The following is a 19337-nucleotide window of genomic DNA, read 5'->3' on the forward strand; positions in this document are numbered from 1 at the left end:
CCAGGCGCCACATCGCGCAGGACGCGAGCAGTGTCCGCGATGCGGTGGACCGCTGCGGGTGCTGGACTCCGACCTGTTGGGCCAGGACCCGGCGACCGTGCCCGACCGGCCGTCGGTCGCCGCGGATCCGCACGCCTCTGGACCCGCGCGCACCCACTCCACGCCGACGCAACCGGGTCCGACGCAAGCACGGCCCTCGACACCGCCGGTCGGTGGACCGCGCAGCGCCCGGCTGTATCGGAGCCGGCACGTCCGCTGGATCGCGCGCCGTCCGCCCGAGGCCATCCCGGCCCGTCGGCCGTTCGTCGTCGGCGGACCGCGTCCGATCCCGCGATACGTCTACATCCCGCAGTGGGGTCTGCGCGATGCCCCCGTCGAGGCGGATGGTGACCAGCGCACTCGCGGCGAGATCCTGGCGGCGGCCGTGACGCAGGCGCTGCATCTGTTGGCCGGCGCGCTGGGATTCGCGGCGGTTGCGCACCTGGCGCGCTACATCCTGCTGGTGGTGAACCGATCGACGCCCGTGCCCGGATGGCTCGACGGATTCACCTGGGTGCTGGTCGTGTTCGCCGGGCTCCTCTCGCTCGGTGCCTATGTGTACACGACGGTGATCGTCACGCGATGGACCATCGTCACCCGCGCCGACGCTTATGGGCGTCACCACCTGCGGGATCCGCGGCCGCGCTGGCAGATCGCGTTGCTGGCCGCGACACCGTTGGTCAACGTCGTCGGTGCCGCCCTCCTGCTGCACGAGGCGGCGGTGCAGCGCGACGACCTCGATCCGGTTCGGACGCGTCGTCGGCTCACCCGGATGTGGGTGGCGTGGGCGATCGTCAACGTGCTCGCGGTGCTCGCGCTGGTGACCCGACTGGTCGCCACGATGTCCGGTTCCATCCAGACCGGCGCCAACGGGCTGGCGGCCGTCGTGATCAGCTCTGCGTGTTCCGCTGTGTTCGCGTACTGGCTGGCCGGACGGCTCACGGCAGCCTTCGGTGCTGCCGTCGAGGAGCCAGTACCGTCACGGCGATGGGTGGCGGTCGCATGACGGGATCTGGGGCATGACGGGGATCGAGGACGTCTCGCGCTCGGGCAAACCGGCGGTGGTCGCCCACCGCGGCGCCTCCGAGGAGATGCCGGAACACACACTCGGCGCCTACGAGCTGGCGTTGGCCGGCGGGGCCGACGGGCTCGAATGCGATGTGCGCCTGACGAGCGATCACGAACTCGTCTGCATCCACGACCGCACCATCGACCGGACCTCCGACGGCACCGGGATCGTCAGCGAGATGTCGTTGGCGGAGCTGCGCGACCTGGACTTCGGCAGCTGGCATCCGTCCGGGAAACCGGCATCAGTGCTGACGCTGCGCGAATTGCTGACCCTGACCCTCGACTGGCGGCGCCCGGTGCGGCTCTTCGTCGAGACGAAACATCCTGTGCGCTACGGCAGTCTGGTGGAGCAGAAGCTCCTCGGTCTGTTGCAGGAGTTCGGTGTCGCGAGCCCGCCGTCGGCGGATCACAGTCGCGCCGTGGTGATCTCGTTCTCGTCGGCCGGAGTGTGGCGGATCCGGCGGCATGCGCCGATGCTGCCCACGATCCTTCTGGGCGACACCGCACGTGTCCTGGGCGGCAGTGCTGCCACCGCCGTCGGGGCCACCGGTATCGGTCCGTCCATCGACACCCTCCGCCATTACCCGGACCTCGTCGATCGGGCCGCCGCAGCGGGGCGGGTGACCTACTGCTGGACGGTCGACGAACTCGTGGACGTGCAGCTGTGCGCCGACCTGGGCGTGCGATGGCTGGCGACGAACCGTCCCGCCAAGGTGCGGGATTGGCTCGTCACCGTCGACTGACCTCTCGCTGCCGCCCCGCTTGCGGCCCCGACCTCTGGCCGACGGCACAGACCGTCGTGAGAGGGTGGACCCATGGCGAAGAAGAGCAAACGAGGCAGTGGTCCGCGGCCGGGGAGCAACCGGGCCGAGCGGGTGGCGGCACGCAAGGAGCGTCAGCTCGCCGCAATGGCGCCGCCGCCTCGCCCGTTCGCCGGCCTCGCCGCGGAATGCGATCTGGTCGCGTTGCGCGCCTTCGTCGCGTCGGCCACGGCCACACCCGCTCTCATCGAGCCCGGCGCTGCCGAGCCGACTCTCACCTCCGCGGTACCCGGTGACACACCGGCGCCTGCGGCCGCACGCGCGGACGGAACGCGCAATGACATCGTGCTCGCGACGATCCTGCCGGGTGCGGTGCGCGCGATCGTGCGAGATGCGGCGAACGGCCCCGAGGGCGTCGTCGCGGTGCAGACGGATCCGGACCCCGACGATGCGGCCGGCGAGATCGCCGACGCGCTCAGGTGGGCCTCCCACGCCGCGTCCGGCGACGAGTACGAGCCCGGTGACACCGAGGTGGTACTGACCGACGTGCTCGTCGCCGATGCCGATCTCGACCTCGTCGTCCACGACGACTTCGCCTGGTGGTTCCCGCCGGGATCCGATGTGCCGCCGGAGATCGCGGACATGCTGGCGCGTGCGAACGACTCGATCATGCCGACGGCACGCCTGACCCCGAAGAGCGGAACGGGCGCCCCCTGGTGGGTCGACGCGGGCGAGCGGGCCCACTTGCGTTGGGTACGACCGGAATCCGAGGACGGCCTGATGACCGCCCTGGCCCGCCTGCACGCCGCGGGACGGCTGACGCTCGGCGAGGGTTCACGATTCGCCGGGTCGTTCCGTACCCACGGGCTGCTGGTCCCGGTGTTCGATCTCGACAACGAGTTGCACCACGAGGAGTGGTATCCCGGGCTCGATCAGTTCGACGAGTGGCTCACCGAGGCGCTGTCGGTGACCGCCGACCTGACCAGCAGCGAACGTCGCTCGCGCGACGGCATCCGCGGCAGGCAGGTCACCCTGCGCTGACGCCGTCGGCGAGCCGGCGCGCTGCTACAGGTTGCCACCCGCGGCGGCCGGCGGCGTCGCGGCTGCCGCCTTCGACACATTGACCTCGCGCTCGACGAAGTTCTCCAGATCGAACAGGTTGCCCTGTGCGCGCTCGGCGATCGTCTGCAGGGTGGTCATCGTCGCGACTTCCTCGACCTGCTCGGCCAGGAACCACTGCATGAACTGCTCGCCGAGGTAGTCGCCGCCGTCGCGGGCGGCGCGGGCCAGGTCGACGATCTGCTCGGTGACGGTCTTCTCCTGCGCGAGGGCGAGCTCGATCGGCGCCCGATAGTCCTCGAACTCGGTCCGGGGAGCCGCGACGCCGGGGATCTCGACCTCGATGTCGCGATCGAGGAAGTACTGCACGATCATCATCGCGTGGTTGCGTTCCTCGACCGCCTGCGCATAGAAGTGCTTGGCGAGCTGAGGCATGTCGTGGCTGTCGTAGTAGAAGGCCACGGCGATGTACTGCTGCGAGGCGGCGAACTCGTTGCCGATCTGGTCCAGCAGCAACTTGTGGAAGACGGAATGGTCGGTCGTGTGGTCACTGATTGCTGTCATGCGGCCCATCGTAAGGACGCGGAAAACGGCGAATTCACTCAGTTGAACCTTACTGAGTTGGTCCTTACTGAGTTGAGCCTCACCGTATTTCGGCTCCGGGGTGAGGCGCACGTCACGCCGAACGGGACGATCAGCCGCCGATGACCCCGCCCGGTCCCGAGATCAGATCCTCGGGAACCGCTGCGCCCTTGCGGATGTAGGTGAAGAACTGTTCGGTGTTGTCGCCGACGGCGAGTGCATCACCGTCGTCGGTGTACTCGCTGCCGCCCGTCGGTGTCGTCGTGGTGATCGGGTCGCCGCGCAGGGCGAACGCCAGACCGAGCAGATTCCAGATGTGGTCACCGTCGTCGACGGTGACCGCGTTGACGGCGCCGTTGACAAAGGGGATGAGACGGAACGGATTTGCCAACACCGATGGACTGGTCGCCTTCGCCATGAGCGCGTTGAGGAACTTGCGCTGATTGACCACACGCTCGAGGTCGGCGTTCGGGAACGCCCGGGTCCGAACGAGTCCGAGTGCCTCGCGTCCGTTGAGCTGCTGGCAGCCGCGCGGCAGCCGCAGACCGGCCTTCGGGTCGTTGAGTGGTTGGTCGAGGCAGATGGTCACCCCGCCCACCGCGTCGACGACGTGATCGAAGCCGCCGAAACCGATCTCGGCGTAGTGATCGATCCGGGCGCCGGTGAGACCCTCGACGGTCTGCACGAGGAGTTGGGGTCCACCGAAGTTGAAGGCGGCGTTGATCTTGTGCGAACCCTGTCCGGGGATGGGGACATAGAGGTCGCGCGGGATGCTGATGATCATCGCCCGGCCACTCGGCGGCTTGTGCACCATCATGATCGTGTCGGTCCGCGAGCCGTCGCTGTCGCCCGTCGACAACTGGGAGCGCTGCTGTTCGGACAGTTCGGCGCGAGAGTCGGTGCCGACGATCAGCCAGTTCGTGCCGGGCGTGTTCGCGGGCCGGCCCGCATAGGCCGTCAGCGCGTCGGTGCGATGCAGCTTGCCGTCGTAATAGAAGACCAGTCCGACGGATCCGACGACCAGCAGCAGCAGGACGACCAGGAGAATCCGTCCGACCCGCATGCGGCGTCGTCGGCGGGGCGGCTTCGTCCCCGCGGGCGCCGACGATCGGGACCGCGGCTTCTTCGGTGGTGCTCCCGCCGATCCGCGCGACGAGGGACGGCGCGGCGGAGGTCCGTCGGTATTCGGGTCACGCCGACGGTCACCGGGCACCGGCTCGGGCTTCTGGGTGGGTGCGTAACCGACACCGCCGCGTCCATCGCGCCGGGGACCATCGTGTCGGGGTTCATCCGGCCGGGGCCGTGCCGTCGCCGAGTCCGACCACGCCAGCGGGGGCCGGTACTGATCCGGCGCACTCGGTGGCCGGCGGGTCGGGGGAGGTGGCGGCGGGGCGGGATTGCGTCGTGGCGGCACGCGACCGGCGGCCCCGGGATCGGCCTGCGCGGGCGGCATGTGTCGCGGTGGGCCGGCCTGGCGAGGAGGTGGAGCGGGCTGTCGGGGTGGTTGCGGACCACCGGGCCGGGGAGGCGGTGGGACCGCGCGGCGAGTGGGGTCGCCGGCGCGGGGCGCGGGTCCCGGGGGGACGTCGCGCCGACGCATCATCGGCGGCTCGGACTCGTTCATCCCAACCAATGTACGCAACGGTGCTGGTCCGACGGCCGGTCGAGAAAATGACCACTGATGATTGTGACAGTGAGTATTGACACATATCGAGGTCGCTCCTAGTGTCAGGGGTCACAGGCCGCCGATGCGAGGAGATGCGCGATGAGTGTGACGACGCAGGTGAGAACAGGTGGCGGTGGCCGTGAGGCGATCGCCCGTCGGCTGATCAAGGGATCGGTCAAACGCTCGTATGCCCCCGTCGTCGACCTCGAATGGGAGCGGGAGCCGGAACCCGATCGATACTTCCTACCGCCGTCGGTGCTGTCGCTGGTCGGCACCGACCTCTGGGAGCAGATGGACGAGGAGCAACGGATCGAGCTGTCCCGGCAGGAGATGGCCAACATCCTGTCGGTCGGGATCTGGTTCGAGAACCTGCTCAACCGGACGCTGCTCGCCCGGCTCATGACCGCCGACCCGGCGTCGGCGACCACCCACTACGCGCTGACCGAGATGGGTGACGAATGTCGCCACATGGTGATGTTCGGCCGGGCGATCGAGTGGGCGGGAGCGCGCCCGTTCCAGATGCGCCGGTGGGAGCGGATGACGATGGCGATGTTGCCGCAGGCCCTGCGTGGCAGCCTGCTCTGGGTGGCCGCGCTCGTCGGCGAGGAGATCTTCGACGCGCTGCAACGCGAGATGCTCGACGATCCGCAACTGCAGCCGCTGGTGGCCCGCCTCATGCAGGTGCACGTGGCGGAGGAGGCCCGCCACATCGGTTTCGCCCGGGACGGCATCATGCGGCGCAAGCCGATCCGCGGCCGATGGGAGACCTTCGTCGCCGCCAACGGGCACGCCGTCGCGGGCGTACTGTTCCGCAATCTGTTCACGAATCCGGCGATGTACCGACGGGCCGGACTCGACGGCCGCGCTGCCGCGCGTGCAGCACGGGCCAACCCACACTTCCACGATGCGCAGATCCGTGGGTTCGCCTCGCTCGCCGCCTTTCTCACCGAAGCCGGCCTGATGAGCCGGCTGTCGCGATACGGATGGCGCCGCGGCGGATTCCTGTGATGACCGACGCGGCGGCGGTCGCGGTGCTCGGCACGGGACCGCTGGCCCGCCGACTGAGGAATCGGATCATGCTCTCGCCGTTGCCCATCGAGGTCGTGGACAAGCCGTCGCCTGGTGACGTCACCGTGCACGAGGGGTCCGCCCCGTCCGGCAGCTACCTCGGTGTCGCGACAGCCGACCGTCCTGGCGAGGTGTTCCTCGACGACGAGGCGGCGCTCGACTACGTTGTCGCGCTGGTCGAGCACTTCGCGACGTCGGGGGCGACGTCGGTGAGAGTGCGCCCACCTCTCGAGAACGAATGGCGGAGTGTCGGTTCCGGGCGTCTGCGGCGGAAGCGTCTGCGGCACTTCCGGCCCGACGACTACACGTGGATCGGTGTGCCCGCGATCGACGACGACGTCTTCGACGGTGAGGCCGTGCTGCGGACCGACGACGACGAGATCGTCGCGCGGATACGGATCGCCGGCGCCCTCGACCCCCTCGACGGCAGATACCACTGGGCGGGTACGGCATTCGGCGATGAGGTCCGCCGGTGGAAGGACGACCGCGCCACGACGGTGTCGGTCTCGGTCTCCGGTCACGACGCCGTCGACGCACGTCTCGCGGAGGTCACGCCGTCGGGCGCGGTACGGGTCGTCGGCGTCGGTGAGCCGCCCTATCCGCTGGAGGACCTGGCGGTCTGAGCGCTGAGCGGCGGCGGAGTTCGCACTCGTCGAGGAGCGCTGAGCGCTACCCCACCCAGCCCAGGTGATCCTTCAGGAGCGCGTAGCCGACGAAGGCCACGATGTCGATCACCGCGTGGGCGATGACCAACGGCCACACCCGCGATGTGATCTGGAAGAACCGTCCGAAGACCAGCCCCATCACGATGTTCCCCAGGCCGGCCCCCACCCCCTGATACAGGTGATAGCCGCCGCGGAGAACGGAACTCGCAGCGAGTGAGGTGTTCTCGCCGGCCCCGAGCTGGCGCAGCCGGGTGATGAAATAGGCGACGACGATGATCTCCTCGGCTGCGGCGTTGCCGATCGCGATGAGGATCAGGATGGGCCAGCGCCACCACACGCCGTCGGCCTCGCTGGGAATGAGGTGTGCGTTCATGCCGAGTGCGCGGGCGATCGCGACGAGTGCCAGACCCGGCAGCCCGATGAGGGCGGCGAGGCCCAGGCCCGCCGGGACGTCACGGCTCGGTGCCCAGCGGCCGAGGCCGACGCGCTGCAGTCCGATCCCACTCCGCCACAGCAGGTAGATGCCGAGGCCGCCGATCGCGAACAGCCGCAGCGCACTCATCAGCTGGCGGGCGAAGTCGATCCAGCCCAGATCGGAGCGGGCCGGATTGAGCGCCACGGTGGTGTTGCCGATCCCGCCGGAGAGCTGCGCCTCGATCAGCGACAGGGCGGCAGCGAGGGCGGAGAAGAGGAAGGTGAGAACGCCGACGATCAGCAGTTCGACGACGATCGCGCGACGTTCGGTGCGATCGGTGACGACGGGGATCGCGGCGGGCCGCGACGGACGCAGCACCTGTGTCAGCACCGATCGGTCCGTGGCACCCATGGCGCCCAGCCTACGGGCGCAAACAGATCAGTCGGGCAGGCTGTTGATGAACGGACATCCGGCGAGGGAACGCAGCGCCTGGGACAGCTCGTACACGTCATTGACCGGACGCGGGAACGGCAGCCGGACGTCGGAATCCCCGCCCGGGCCCTCGATGCGGAAGCGGATGCCGAACCGGTCGAGTCCGAGGGGACGGACGCGTCCGTTGCGCAGTTGCCGCGGCAGCTTGCGGGCGAGTTGGCCGATGACGTCGGCGTGGTCGGCGTCGAGGTGGGCGATCCAGTCGCTCTCGTACTCCCAGAACGGATCCGGAAGCGCCCCGGCGAGTTCGGGTGCGGGGACGGATGCGGCGCCGGACGCGGTGGCGATCACGGCGCTGTCGATCTGCAGCCGCAGCATCGAGTAGCCGTGCCCGATGTCGAGGAGGCCGTCGTCGGGGTGCTCGGACACGATCTCGAGGGCGAGGTCGCGTTCGAGGTTCGCGGGCACCGGATGCAGGTGGCCGTTCAGCCAGATCAGCGACCGGACTCGTTCGCGCAGGTCGATCGGGGCGCAGTCGGTGATCTCGACCATCGCGGTCACGCCGTCGGCGGATTCGCCGGCCAGCAGCATGGCGTCACCGTCGGTGGGAACCAGCACGAAGGCCTGCGACTCGAAGAGATGGACGACGTTGACCGGGGTCGGCTCGGCGCCTTCGATGGCCAGGGTCGCTGCGGACACCCGACGGCACGCGGTCTGGATCAGTTCGGCGTCCGACGGGCGGTCGGTGACGGCGTGGGTCATGCGCTCCCTCGCTTTCGGCTTGTCGTGGCCCTCGGCTCCACCACGGCGATGCTCACCACGGCGAAGAAGGTAACCCTAACCTAAGTGTGTCGTCGCTGTTCGTCAATCGTTGAATCCGGGCCGCGTGGAAACCCGGGTCGGACGAGCGCCCCACTCGACTAGGCTCTTGTCGTGTCCGTGTTCGCCTACTTCGGCCCGTCCGGGACCTTCACCGAGATCGCGCTCGACAAACTGCTGTCCGAGCGTCTGCCCCGTCAGACCACGCCGCGCGTGACCGGCGACAACCAGAAGATCGCCGCGAACAGCCCGGCGGCGACCATCGAGATGGTGCGCGGCGGCGTCGCCGACTTCGGGTGCGTGCCGATCGAGAGTTCCGTCGAGGGTGCCGTCCCGGCGACCGCCGACGCGCTGGTACCGCCCGGTCCGGGGACCGCGGGGCGCGTGCAGGCCTTCGCCGAGGTGATCCTCGACGTCGCCTTCACCATCGCCGCTCGCGAACCGATGTCGGCGAGCGAGGTCCGCAGCGTCGCTGCCTACCCCGTGGCGGCCGCACAGGTCCGGGAGTCGGTCGAGAAGCTGTATCCGCAGGCGGGATTCGTCAACGCCTCGTCGAACGCGGGCGCCGCCGCCGACGTCGCGGCCGGACGCGCCGATGTCGCCGTCACCACCTCACTGGCCGCGGAGATCGCCGGGCTGACGGTCCTGGCCGACGGTGTCGCCGACGCCGACGACGCCCACACCCGGTTCCTGCTCATCGGTCCGCCGGGCCCGACGCCGGAGAGAACTGGTGCCGACCGCACCTCGGTCATCCTCGACCTCCCGAACGTGCCCGGCAGCCTGATGGCGGCGATGAACGAGTACGCATCGCGGGGAATCGATCTGACGCGCATCGAGTCGAGGCCGCGTCGCGAGGTGCCCGGGTCGCACCGCTTCTACCTCGATGCCGTCGGCCACATCGACGACGACGCGGTCGGTGAGGCGCTGCGTGCGCTGTACCGGCGGTGTGAGCGGGTGGTGTTCCTCGGTTCGTGGCCGGTCGACCGCACGACGGGCGCGCCGCCACCGGACACCTCCGACAGCATCGCCTGGTTCGACGGCATCCGCATCGGGGAGGCGCAGTAGTGGCGCGGCTTCATCTGGTCCGCCACGGCGAGACCACGTCGAACGTGATGCGGCGGCTCGACACCGCCCTGCCGGGTGCGGCACTCACGGATTTCGGTGTGCGACAAGGTGTCCGGTTCGCGCTCGACAACCCGCAGCAGGACGAGGTGGTCCTGGTCAGCTCGCAGGCACGTCGCGCGCAACAGACCGCCGAGCTCATCGGCTCGGTGTGGGATGTGGGTCTCGAGGTCGCCGACGGCATCCACGAGGTCCAGGTCGGGGAACTCGAGGACCGCTCCGACGACGACGCGCACGGCGTGTTCAAGGACATCGTCGACCGCTGGCATCGCGGCGATCTCGATGCCCGACTGCCCGGCGGCGAATCGCTGGCGATGGTCTACGACCGGTATCTGCCCGTCGTCGAGGACCTCACCGGGCGTTACCTGACCGGTCCGGGCGGCGGTCGCGACGTCTACGTCGTCAGCCACGGCGCGGCGATCCGGTTGATCGCGGCCCGACTCGCCGGCGTCGACCCGACCTTCGCGGCGAGCACTCACCTGCAGAACACCGGCTCGATCGAACTGGAGTTCGTCGACGGACTGTGGCGACTGCACCGCTGGGGAGCGGTGACCGGACCGTTCGGTACCGAGGTCGACGAGCCGCTCGTCACCGACCCGATGGGCTAGCGGTCTGAGGGATTCGAGTCCCCTCACCCCCACCCGTTGGCGTGCAGCCAGTCGTCGTCGATCCCGAAGTGGTGGGCGATCTCGTGGATCACGGTGACGGCGACCTCGTGCACCACCTCCGCCCTGTCGTGGCACATCGCCAGGATCGGGTCGCGGTAGATCGTGATGGTGTCGGGCAGGAAGCCGCCGTACTCATGGTCGCGCATGGTCAGCGCGACACCGTGATAGAGCCCGAGGATGGACGGTTCCTCCGGGTGATACGGCTCCACCAGGATCACCACATTGGACATGTTGTCGGTCAGATCCGACGGGATGGTGTCGAGAGCGTCGGACACCAGCCCGTCGAACTCGTCGTCGGACATGCGGACGGCCATCACATCACCCGGCCGGGGCCGGCACTTCTTCGGGGTTCGGCGCGACCCCCGGTGGCAGCGGCACCGGAGTCGGGAGCGCACGGCCCGGCGGCGCCGCGGGCGGCGGGACAGGGAGTTTGCCGTTGATCAGCAGCGTCGAGCGCGCGTCGCCGACCAGTGTCGCGAACCCGCCGCGGTCCGGGAGTCCGAGGTAGCAGACCGCGGTGCGACTGCCGGCCAGCCAACTCGGCTCCGACAACACCGACCACTGCACGTTCAGAGTCGTCGCGTCGAGCTTGTTCTTGCCGCCGAGGAATCGGGTCGCCTGCACCGGACAGATCGACTTCAGGTAGTCGTTCTGTGCCTCGACGCCCGGCCACGGCTTGCCCGAGAGCCGGTCACCGAAGCGCGGGGCGAGGACGACGGTCCCGGTCGTCTGGAAGGCATGTGCCTCGGTGCAGTTCACGGTCGAGCCGGTCGGTTTACGGGTGGCCGGGTCGATCCCGATGCAGGTGCCGGCGGGCCACTGGAAGGACTGATCCTGGTCCGCCACCCGGCCGACGAACTGGTCGGCGGTGCCGTCCTTGCCGGTCTGCTGCAGGCCGCAGCGGAGTTCACGGGCACCCTTGTCCCACTGCACTTGCGAGGGGTACATCATCCCGACCGAGAACCGGCCCTGCGGATCGAGTCGTCCGTCGAGGTAGGCGTCGACGATCACCGGGCACTGTTCGTCGCGGATCGCGGCGAAGCGCTCGACGCCGGGCCATGTCGCGCTCTCGCCGAACTCCGAACCCGGCAGCAGCGCGGTGTCCAGCGGGCCGGCGACCTCGAACCGATGCTTCTGGTCGCAGGCCACCTTGGCCGGTTCGCCCGGGTTGCCCGCGGGCCAGTCGAGGCAGTCGCCGCGAACGGACCGGGTGAAGTCGTTCTGGGCGAGGCGCTCGTTCTCGCCGATGTCGGTGCCGCCGACGCTGCCGCTGTCGTTGAACACACCCAGGGCGAGGGCGATACCGCCCGCGACGATCGCGCCGATGACGACGGCGGCGAGCACCAGACGGACCGGGTTGGCCAGCAGTGAGCCCTGCCACCGCGACTTCCCGCCCTGCGCGTCGGCTGCGACGTCGCGATCCGTGTCGTGGGCGCTGGGGTCATCTGCGATCGGGTCGTCGGCGGGCAGACTCACCCAGTCGTCGTCGTCACGGCCGTCCGCGCCGCGATCGGCCCTGCCGTGTGGAGTGTCGTCGGCGTTCATCGGGATCCATCATGCCTGCTCCGACGTGGCAGCAGAACCGCCCGCCTAGACTGGCGGCGGTGACCGACGGACCGCCATCGCCCGACGTCCCCGACGACATCGCCGAACTCGCCGGCCGGCTGTTCGACATGGCCCGTGCCGGCGACGTCGAGACGTTGCGCGCCTACCTCGGCGCGGGTGTCCCCGCCGACCTGCGCAATCAGTCCGGCGACACCTTGCTGATGCTCGCCGCGTATCACGGTTCCGCGCCGACGGTGGCGATGCTCCTCGAGGCCGGCGCCGACGTCGACCTCGCCAACGACAAGGGTCAGACACCGTTGGCGGGTGCGGTGTTCAAGGGCTTCGACGACGTCGTCGAGACGCTCGTGCATGGCGGGGCCGACCCGTATGCCGGCACCCCGACGGCGCACGATGCGGCGCAGATGTTCGGTCGCGCCGACTACGTGCGGTTCTGGCAACCCGACCTCCAGTAGGGTTTCAGACGTGATCGACCTCAAGATTCTGCGTGAGAACCCAGACCTCGTGCGTACATCGCAGCGGACCCGGGGAGAGGATCCCGGGCTGGTCGATGCCCTCCTCGATGCCGACTCCGCCCGGCGGGCGGCCATCGTCGAGGCCGATGCACTCCGGTCCGAGCAGAAAGCGCTCGGCAAGCAGGTCGGCAAGGCGCAGGGCGAGGAGAAGACCGCGCTCCTCGCGCAGGGCAAGGAACTCGCCGAACAGGTGAAGGCGGCCGTCGCACGGCAATCCGCCGCCGACGAGGCGGCCACGGCCGCCCATCGGGCCATCTCGAACCTGGTGCAGGACGGTGCGCCGGCCGGCGGCGAGGACGATTACGTCGTGCTCGAGCACGTGGGCACGCCGCGCGAGATCACCGATCCCAAGGACCATCTCGAACTCGGCGAGTCGCTGGGTCTGCTCGACATGGAGCGCGGCGCCAAGGTGTCCGGCTCGCGCTTCTACTTCCTGACCGGGCAGGGCGCGCTGCTGCAGCTCGGTCTGCTGAACATGGCGGCCCAGAAGGCGGTCGCCAACGGCTTCACACTGATGATCCCGCCGGTGCTCGTGCGCCCGGAGATCATGGGCGGCACCGGATTCCTCGGCGCGCACGCCGACGAGATCTATCACCTCGCCGACGACGACCTCTACCTCGTCGGCACCTCCGAGGTGCCGCTCGCGGGCTATCACTCCGACGAGATCATCGATCTCGCCGACGGACCCAAACGCTATGCCGGCTGGTCGAGCTGCTTCCGGCGCGAGGCGGGCAGCTACGGCAAGGACACGCGCGGCATTATCCGGGTGCACCAGTTCGACAAGGTCGAGGGCTTCATCTACTGCAAGCCCGAGGACGCCGCCGACGAACACCAGAAGCTGCTGGCCTGGGAGAGAGAGATGCTCGCCGCGATCGACGTGCCGTACCGGGTCATCGACGTCGCGGGCGGCGACCTCGGGTCGTCGGCGGCCCGCAAGTACGACTGCGAGGCCTGGGTCCCGACGCAGAACACCTATCGGGAGCTGACGTCGACGTCGAACTGCACGACCTTCCAGGCCCGGCGCCTGTCCATCCGGTATCGCGACGAGCAGGGCAAACCGCAGGTCGCGGCGACCCTGAACGGGACGCTCGCGACGACGCGGTGGATCGTCGCCATCCTCGAGAACCATCAGCAGCCCGACGGTTCGGTGATCCTGCCGCCCGAGCTCGCGCGGTTCGTGGGGACCGACCACCTCACGCCGAAGTGACCCCGCACCGACCATGACCGCGGGAATCGTCATCGCGGTGATCGGCTCGTTCGCGTTCGCCGCCGCCGCAGTACTCCAGGCACTCGGGGCCGATCAGGTCGCACAGCGTGCGGCGGTCCGCGAAGAGCGGCGCCGGTCGTCGAAAGCCCATCCGTCGCTGCGGTCGACCCTCGCGACCATGCTGACCGTGCCGTTCCTGGTCGGGTTCGTCTTCGACATCGTCGGATTCGTGTCGACGATCCTGTCGGCGCGGCTGATCCCGTTGTTCTTGTCGCAGACCATCATCTCGGCCCGTCTGGTCGCGACCGCGCTGCTGGCGATGGTGGTCCTCCACGTCTCGCTGAAGCCGCGGGACTGGATCGCGGGGACAGTCGTGGTGGCCTCGCTCGTACTGCTCGCGGTGTCGGCGGGACGAGAGGGCGTCGAGAACGACCCGTGGATGGCGTGGGCCGTGCTCATCGCGGGTCCGGCGCTCATCGGGGTCGGCGTGATCGTGATGCGCACCGTCCACAAGCATCTCGCCGCCGCCACCGGGCTGATCGCCGGCGCGGTGTTCGGCGTCATGGCGGTCGCCTCCCGCATCCTCGACGGGCTCGACCCGTTCGACGCCGGCGCGCTGTTCACCGACCCCGCCCTGTACGCGTTGCTGATCAGCGGGATCGGCGGCTTCTATCTCTTCACCGTCGCGTTGCAGACCGGGTCGGTCAACGGTGCCGCCGCAGCACTGGTCGTCGGGCAGACGGTGCTGCCCGGTGCGGTCGGCATCATCTTCCTCGGCGACGTGACGCGGGCGGGGTGGGGTCCGGTCGCCATCGTCGCGTTCGTCGCGGCGGTGCTCGGAGGGGTGGCGCTGGCATCGTCCGGAGCCGTGACCGCCGTCGAGACGGCCGACGCCACGAATCTGCCCCGCGGCTACGGGCATCCGCCGCGGGACGTCACCCGGTCACGGTGATGTCGGCACCGTCGATGTCGTCGTCGACGACGTGGCGGTACGACGCGGCGAGGATGTCGCGCAACACTTCTCGGTCGACCGCCTCGACGTCCTTCAGGTAGAGGCAACCGCGACCGGTGGTGTGCGGGCCGAGGACCTCGAGTGACTCGAGGTGGGCGTCGATCCCGTCGAGAAGGTAGACCGTCGTCGCCGACTTGCGGGCGGCGAACCCGATGATCGGTGAATCCCCGTCGGTGCCGGTCGGATACCGGTAGTGGCAGGCACCGAAGCCGACGATCGTGCCCCAGAGCTGTGGCTCGTGACCGGAGACCTCGCGCAGTATCTCGACCAGTGTCTCCGCATCGCGCTGCCGCTTGGCCGGCGACACCTCGGCGAGGTGGGCGTCGACGTCACCGCCGGTGGGTTTCATGCCCCGAATCGTAGCGGGCACGCGATACTGAACCGATGCTCATCGGGATCATCGCGGCCGTCGTCGCGGCACTGGCCTACGGGACCGCGTCCGTGCTGCAGGCGCACGGTGCCCAGAGCGTCGCCGAGCCGACCACCGGGGACGACGGGCCGGGCGCCTCGCACGCGCCGACCCTGCGGTCGACCATCACCGCGATGCTGACGGTCTCGTTCCTGGCGGGCATGGCGCTCGACGGTTTCGGGTTCGTCGGAAACCTGATCGCCGCGCGCGAGCTGCCCCTGTTCCTCGCCCAACCGATCGTCAGCGCGAACCTCGTGGTGACCGCGGTGCTGGCCGCGCTCTTCCTGCACGTCCGCCTGCGGACGGTCGACCGGATCGCGATCGGGGTGGTCGTCGTCGCGCTGGTGGTGCTGGGGTTGGTGTCGGCCGACGAGGGGCACGGTCACGACGGCACGTGGTTGCACTGGACGGTGCTGGTGCTCGGCGCCGCACTGATCGGCGGTGGACTGGCCATGCTGCAGCTGCCCGGTGCACGGGTGGCGGTGGTCGCGGGTCTGCTGGCGGGCATCGTGTTCGGGGTGATGGCGGTGGCGGTGCGGATCGTGCACGGCCTCGACCCGTTCTCGCCGGGTGAGCTGCTCACCGACCCGGCGGCATACGCCGTCGTGGTCTGCGGTGTCGGTGGCTTCTATCTGTTCACGGTCGCATTGCAGACCGGCTCGGTGAACGGTGCCGCCGCGGCACTCGTCGTCGGCGAGACGGTCGTGCCCGGCGCCGTCGGCATCGCGCTGCTCGGCGATGCGACGCGATCGGGGTGGATGCCGGTGGCGGTGATCGCCTTCATCGCGGCCGTCGCCGGTGCGGTGATCGTGGCGTCTTCACCCGCGGTGCCGCAGGGCTGAGGCGAGCCGGCTTGCCACCGGAACGACGCCGGGAGTCGCCGACACCGCTCCGGTGACCCCCAACTACCGGTATGTGAGAACAATCCGTTCCACATTGCGGAGAAGGTAGCACGACGGTTCGCCACGAGCAACGCACACGCTGCTGGTCAGACGTGTGTTAAGTCACGTGTGCGAGGAATGCGTCGCGGTCAGGCGTGAGAGGTGGGTGCCCGCGCTGCGGCCAGCGCCAGGATCACTCCCACGAGCATGGAGACCACGGTGTCGCGGTCCGGGCGTGGATCGCTCTTGGCCCATAGGTGACCGGCCTCGGTCAGCGCGCCGATGAAGATCATGGCCTCGTAGTCGAAACCGAACTCCGAGTCCGACAGGTCGGCGAACTCGGCCGCGGCAGCCGAGAAGAACGTCATCCACTCGCGGCGCGCCTCGAACCGGTGTGCCTCCACGCGGGTGCTGACCCCGCCGACCTCGATGAACGCGATGCGCATCCGGCGCGGATCGGCCGCCACCGAGTCGAAGAAGGCCGCCACCGCGGGACGGACGCGCTCCTCCAACGGCGGATTCGGCCGATCGACCGACGCGAATGCCGCCAACACTGCGGCCCGCGCCTCGGCATGGATCATGTCGTAGACCGCGATCAGCAGATCCTCGCGGGTCTCGAACAATTCGTAGAACTGTCGCCGGGACAGTCCGGCGCCCGAGCAGATCGCGGAGACGGTGCCGCCGGCGTAGCCGAGCGTGCCGAACACCTCCAGCGCCGCCGTCATGAATCGCTCACGCCGTTCGGCGCTGCGTTCGGCCACCGACTGGCCGCGGTAAGAGCGTTGCGCCACTGTGCGTCTCGCGTCTCTAGGAGGTGTGTGCGTCTTGTGGGTTCTGCGGTGGCGGTGAAGCCGTCGCTCAGGACTCGAGTCGCTCGGCCCGCAACTCGTGCCCCTTGGAGGTGAGGCAGCGTCCGGTCGGCAGATCCCATTGCCAGCCATGCAGATTGCACGTCAGCTTCTCGCCCTCGATGACGCCGAACTTCGACAGGTCGGCCTTGAGGTGCGGGCAGCGACGCTGGATCTCCCAGCCGTCCTTGGTGATCGACGCCGAGTCGTCGTGTGCCTCGGAGAACCAGCCATCGGCGTAGGCGATCCGTTCGTCGGTGAGGCACTTGAAGAACGTGTAGAGGTACTCGTTGTAACCGCCGATCCGCCACGTGGTGAATCGGGTGGACAGGAAGATCGTGTTCACCCAGTCCGGCTCGTTGTCGCGCAACACCGTGCGCACCAACTCCGGTGCGATGCGGAAACCATAGCGGTACTTGCCTTCCCGCTCCTTCGGTTCGCGCACGATCCGGTTGGGGAAGTCGAGCACGACGGTCTGGTCACCCATCACCAGGCCGACCGGGTAGCCGATGCCGTCGCAGATGAGATCGGACTGCGCCATGATCGGCTCGAACACCTGACGGAGCGGCTCGAGCAGTGGTTCGCCGTCGTCGGCGGCCCAGGTGGCCTTGTCGGCGGCGATGACCGGCGCGAACTTCTCCTTCATCCGCTCGAGGTAGGCGCGCTTGTTCTCGCCGAACACCTCGTGCGGCGCAAACGGGTGAGACACCTCGTTGAGGGTCGGGCCGGTGAAGTCGGCGACCGACCCGGACACCATCATCAGACCGCGATGCTTCTCCCCGTCGTCGGTGCCGTGGATGCGCATCTGCTCCAGGAACGTCTCCTGATCCGGGAAGATCGAGGTGACGTCGGCGCTCTCTGCGGAGCCGAAGTCGTTGAGCCCGAACAGGTCGTCGTCGAGGAACATCGGCGGCCCCGCCGAGGGGACCACCCACGTCGCGCCGACCTGCTCGATGTAGGACCGCGCGCGATCCATTCCGCGCTGACGCTTCTGCGCCGCGAAGTTCGCCTTCGACTTGCGCGGGATGTCGTAGACCATCGGGTACCAGATCGCGCCCGAGTACTGGAGCAGGTGGACGTCGACGTGACCGAACGCCTCGTCGACGACGTCCAGATCGATGGGGCGGGCGTCGTTCATGTTGAACACGGTCGTCTCACCGTCGGAGACGATGAGGCCGCTGTCGCCGATGGGCCCGTCGGCGGGGGCACGCAACGCGATGATCATCACGTCGAGCGAACCCTTGGGGCCGGAGACCGTCGTCTTCACCGAGTCCTCGGTCTCCACGAAGGTGTGGAAGCCGAGTCGCTCGAGTTCGCGCCTGAGGTCGGGCACCGGGTAGTCGGGGAGCAGGACGGTCGCGTCCTTGTTGATGTTCTCCCGGAGGTTCTGCTCGTCGAAGTGATCGCGGTGCAGATGGGAGACATACAGGTAGTCGCAGTCGCCGAGGGCTTTCCAGTCCAGTTCCGAGTTGTCCGGGAACGGCACCCAGGAGGCGAAGTACGCAGGGTTCACCCAGGGATCGCAGAGGATGGAACCGGCGCTCGTCTGGATGTGGAAGCCGGCGTGTCCGACGCTGGTGATCTGCACGGATGGGCCTTTCGTGGGCAGTGCGCTGGGCTGCGCAGGTGACGCTCTCGATCTACCAATCTAACGACCGGGCCGCGGTCGTGTCGTGGGCCGTAGGTCCGTCGGGTCCGCCACGTGACGGGCGTCATGCTCGGTCCCGTGGGGATTGCGGCCCTGGCTAAGCTCGTCCCATGGAACCCGTCTACGACACCGTGATCACGACTGCCCGCCTGTTGTGGCTGGCCGAGGGCCTGAAGTTCGAGGTGTCCGGCGTCGAGAACGTGCCGAAGGACGGTCCCGGTGTGGTCGCGATCAACCACACGGGATACATGGACTTCACCTATGCCGGCATCCCGGCGTTCCTGCAGGGGCGTCGCAAGGTGCGCTTCATGGCGAAGAAGGAGGTCTTCGACAACAAGATCTCCGGACCCATCATGCGAGCGCTCAAGCACATCCCGGTCGACCGGTCCAGCGGCGCGGACAGCTACCGCGCAGCCGTCGACTACCTCAAGCGCGGCGAGCTCGTCGGCGTCTACCCGGAGGCCACCATCAGCCGCAGTTTCGAGCTGAAGGAGTTCAAGTCGGGTGCGGCCCGCATGGCCGTGGAGTCCGGCGCACCGATCATCCCGACCGTGATCTGGGGTGCGCAGCGTGTCTGGACGAAGGGCCACCCGAAGAATCTCGGGCGGAGCAACGTCAAGATCCTGATCGGCGTGGCCGAGCCGGTCGAGCCGGTCGGTGAGCCCAACGAGATCACCGCACGCCTGCACAAGGTCATGGGCGAGAAGCTGCTGGAACTCCAAGACGCCTACGGCGAGCACCCGAAGGGTGAGTACTGGGTGCCGGCACGTCTCGGCGGGTCGGCTCCGACCCTGGAGGAGGCCAACCGGCTCGACGCCGAGGAACAGGCGGAACGTGCTGCTCGACGAGCCGAGCGCGAGGCCGGCGGCGACGTGTCCTGATCGGCGCCC

The 19337-nt window shown here is 68.9% G+C and carries 22 protein-coding genes; 13 read left to right on the top strand and 9 right to left on the bottom strand.

Translation table 11 applies throughout. The features are described 5' to 3' along the window. Positions 1–58 precede the first annotated feature (58 nt). The 3 genes from EEB19_RS05840 to EEB19_RS05850 all read left to right on the top strand — a co-directional run bounded on the left by EEB19_RS05840 (position 59) and on the right by EEB19_RS05850 (position 2909). Positions 59–1045 (top strand): DUF4328 domain-containing protein, encoded by a 987-nt coding sequence (locus EEB19_RS05840; RefSeq protein ID WP_316245461.1) that lies wholly within the window; start codon positions 59–61, stop codon positions 1043–1045. Between the two features lie 13 nt (positions 1046–1058). Next, positions 1059–1850 carry a glycerophosphodiester phosphodiesterase family protein gene (locus EEB19_RS05845; protein WP_187584115.1) on the top strand — a complete coding sequence of 264 codons (792 nt, stop codon included), beginning with the start codon at positions 1059–1061 and terminating at the stop codon, positions 1848–1850. Positions 1851–1922: 72 nt separating this feature from the next. Next, positions 1923–2909 carry a DUF5926 family protein gene (locus EEB19_RS05850; RefSeq protein ID WP_187584117.1) on the top strand — a complete coding sequence of 329 codons (987 nt, stop codon included), beginning with the start codon at positions 1923–1925 and terminating at the stop codon, positions 2907–2909. A 24-nt stretch (positions 2910–2933) separates the two neighbouring features. Here EEB19_RS05850 and EEB19_RS05855 read toward each other — a convergent pair whose 3' ends face one another. Both EEB19_RS05855 and EEB19_RS05860 read right to left on the bottom strand, forming a co-directional pair. Further along, positions 2934–3491, bottom strand: a complete 558-nt coding sequence (locus EEB19_RS05855) for a ferritin (RefSeq protein WP_316245462.1) — start codon at positions 3489–3491, stop codon at positions 2934–2936. A gap of 130 nt (positions 3492–3621) precedes the next feature. Next, complete coding sequence (locus tag EEB19_RS05860; RefSeq protein WP_262365466.1) at positions 3622–4572, bottom strand: LCP family protein; 951 nt, start codon at positions 4570–4572, stop codon at positions 3622–3624. Between EEB19_RS05860 and EEB19_RS26835 the strand changes: the two genes are divergently transcribed. The 3 genes from EEB19_RS26835 (at position 4571) to EEB19_RS05870 (ending at position 6866) form a co-directional block, all read left to right on the top strand. Beyond that, the gene (locus tag EEB19_RS26835; protein WP_262365467.1) at positions 4571–4750 is read left to right on the top strand and encodes a hypothetical protein; all 180 of its coding nucleotides are present in this window, start codon (positions 4571–4573) and stop codon (positions 4748–4750) included. The genes EEB19_RS05860 and EEB19_RS26835 overlap by 2 nt on opposite strands. A 524-nt stretch (positions 4751–5274) precedes the next feature. Next, positions 5275–6183 (top strand): diiron oxygenase, encoded by a 909-nt coding sequence (locus EEB19_RS05865; protein WP_187584119.1) that lies wholly within the window; start codon positions 5275–5277, stop codon positions 6181–6183. Then, positions 6183–6866: a DUF4873 domain-containing protein gene (locus tag EEB19_RS05870; protein WP_187584121.1), complete on the top strand. Its 684-nt coding sequence runs from the start codon at positions 6183–6185 to the stop codon at positions 6864–6866. Before EEB19_RS05865 ends, EEB19_RS05870 begins: the two co-directional genes overlap by 1 nt. 46 nt (positions 6867–6912) lie before the next feature. Here the strand turns inward: EEB19_RS05870 and EEB19_RS05875 are convergent, their stop codons facing one another. Both EEB19_RS05875 and EEB19_RS05880 read right to left on the bottom strand, forming a co-directional pair. Then, positions 6913–7734 carry a CPBP family intramembrane glutamic endopeptidase gene (locus EEB19_RS05875; RefSeq protein ID WP_187584123.1) on the bottom strand — a complete coding sequence of 274 codons (822 nt, stop codon included), beginning with the start codon at positions 7732–7734 and terminating at the stop codon, positions 6913–6915. A gap of 27 nt (positions 7735–7761) precedes the next feature. Beyond that, positions 7762–8517 (bottom strand): DUF2470 domain-containing protein, encoded by a 756-nt coding sequence (locus tag EEB19_RS05880; protein ID WP_187584125.1) that lies wholly within the window; start codon positions 8515–8517, stop codon positions 7762–7764. 171 nt (positions 8518–8688) lie between these two features. On the opposite strand from EEB19_RS05880, the gene pheA reads away from it, so the two are divergent. Together pheA and EEB19_RS05890 are read left to right on the top strand one after the other, a co-directional pair. Next, positions 8689–9639, top strand: coding sequence for a prephenate dehydratase (gene pheA / locus EEB19_RS05885; RefSeq protein WP_187584127.1), 951 nt, complete (start codon positions 8689–8691; stop codon positions 9637–9639). After that, the gene (locus EEB19_RS05890; protein WP_187584129.1) at positions 9639–10304 is read left to right on the top strand and encodes a histidine phosphatase family protein; all 666 of its coding nucleotides are present in this window, start codon (positions 9639–9641) and stop codon (positions 10302–10304) included. The genes pheA and EEB19_RS05890 overlap by 1 nt, the downstream gene beginning before the upstream one ends. Positions 10305–10327: 23 nt before the next feature. On the opposite strand, the gene EEB19_RS05895 is transcribed toward EEB19_RS05890, so the two are convergent. Both EEB19_RS05895 and EEB19_RS05900 read right to left on the bottom strand, forming a co-directional pair. After that, on the bottom strand, positions 10328–10678 hold the full coding sequence (locus tag EEB19_RS05895; RefSeq protein WP_187584131.1) for a metallopeptidase family protein: 351 nt from the start codon (positions 10676–10678) through the stop codon (positions 10328–10330). A gap of 4 nt (positions 10679–10682) precedes the next feature. Then, positions 10683–11909, bottom strand: coding sequence for a septum formation family protein (locus tag EEB19_RS05900; RefSeq protein ID WP_262365468.1), 1227 nt, complete (start codon positions 11907–11909; stop codon positions 10683–10685). 128 nt (positions 11910–12037) lie between these two features. Between EEB19_RS05900 and EEB19_RS05905 the strand changes: the two genes are divergently transcribed. Genes EEB19_RS05905 through EEB19_RS05915 form a run of 3 tightly spaced genes read left to right on the top strand, consistent with a single transcriptional unit; the run spans position 12038 to position 14601 of the window. Further along, positions 12038–12382: an ankyrin repeat domain-containing protein gene (locus tag EEB19_RS05905; RefSeq protein ID WP_262365490.1), complete on the top strand. Its 345-nt coding sequence runs from the start codon at positions 12038–12040 to the stop codon at positions 12380–12382. 10 nt (positions 12383–12392) lie between these two features. Next, complete coding sequence (gene serS, locus EEB19_RS05910) at positions 12393–13649, top strand: serine--tRNA ligase (protein ID WP_187584135.1); 1257 nt, start codon at positions 12393–12395, stop codon at positions 13647–13649. A gap of 13 nt (positions 13650–13662) precedes the next feature. Further along, on the top strand, positions 13663–14601 hold the full coding sequence (locus EEB19_RS05915) for an EamA/RhaT family transporter (protein ID WP_187584137.1): 939 nt from the start codon (positions 13663–13665) through the stop codon (positions 14599–14601). On the opposite strand, the gene EEB19_RS05920 is transcribed toward EEB19_RS05915, so the two are convergent. Then, a complete protein-coding gene (locus tag EEB19_RS05920; protein ID WP_187584139.1) occupies positions 14585–15010 on the bottom strand; it encodes a DUF1801 domain-containing protein in 426 nt (141 codons plus the stop codon). The two genes, EEB19_RS05915 and EEB19_RS05920, sit on opposite strands and share 17 nt — an antisense overlap. 35 nt (positions 15011–15045) lie before the next feature. Here EEB19_RS05920 and EEB19_RS05925 point away from each other — a divergent pair, with 35 nt between their 5' ends. After that, entirely contained in the window at positions 15046–15912 is an 867-nt protein-coding gene (locus EEB19_RS05925; protein ID WP_187584141.1) for a hypothetical protein, read from the top strand. 188 nt (positions 15913–16100) lie between these two features. Here EEB19_RS05925 and EEB19_RS05930 read toward each other — a convergent pair whose 3' ends face one another. Then, complete coding sequence (locus EEB19_RS05930) at positions 16101–16742, bottom strand: TetR/AcrR family transcriptional regulator (RefSeq protein WP_262365469.1); 642 nt, start codon at positions 16740–16742, stop codon at positions 16101–16103. A 67-nt stretch (positions 16743–16809) separates the two neighbouring features. Then, complete coding sequence (locus EEB19_RS05935) at positions 16810–18387, bottom strand: Rieske 2Fe-2S domain-containing protein (RefSeq protein WP_187584144.1); 1578 nt, start codon at positions 18385–18387, stop codon at positions 16810–16812. 170 nt (positions 18388–18557) lie between these two features. Between EEB19_RS05935 and EEB19_RS05940 the strand changes: the two genes are divergently transcribed. After that, positions 18558–19328, top strand: a complete 771-nt coding sequence (locus EEB19_RS05940) for a 1-acyl-sn-glycerol-3-phosphate acyltransferase (protein WP_187584146.1) — start codon at positions 18558–18560, stop codon at positions 19326–19328. Positions 19329–19337 lie beyond the last annotated feature (9 nt).

The organism is Gordonia sp. OPL2, from assembly GCF_003797825.1.
In the GTDB taxonomy this organism is placed as follows: Bacteria; Actinomycetota; Actinomycetes; order Mycobacteriales; family Mycobacteriaceae; genus Gordonia.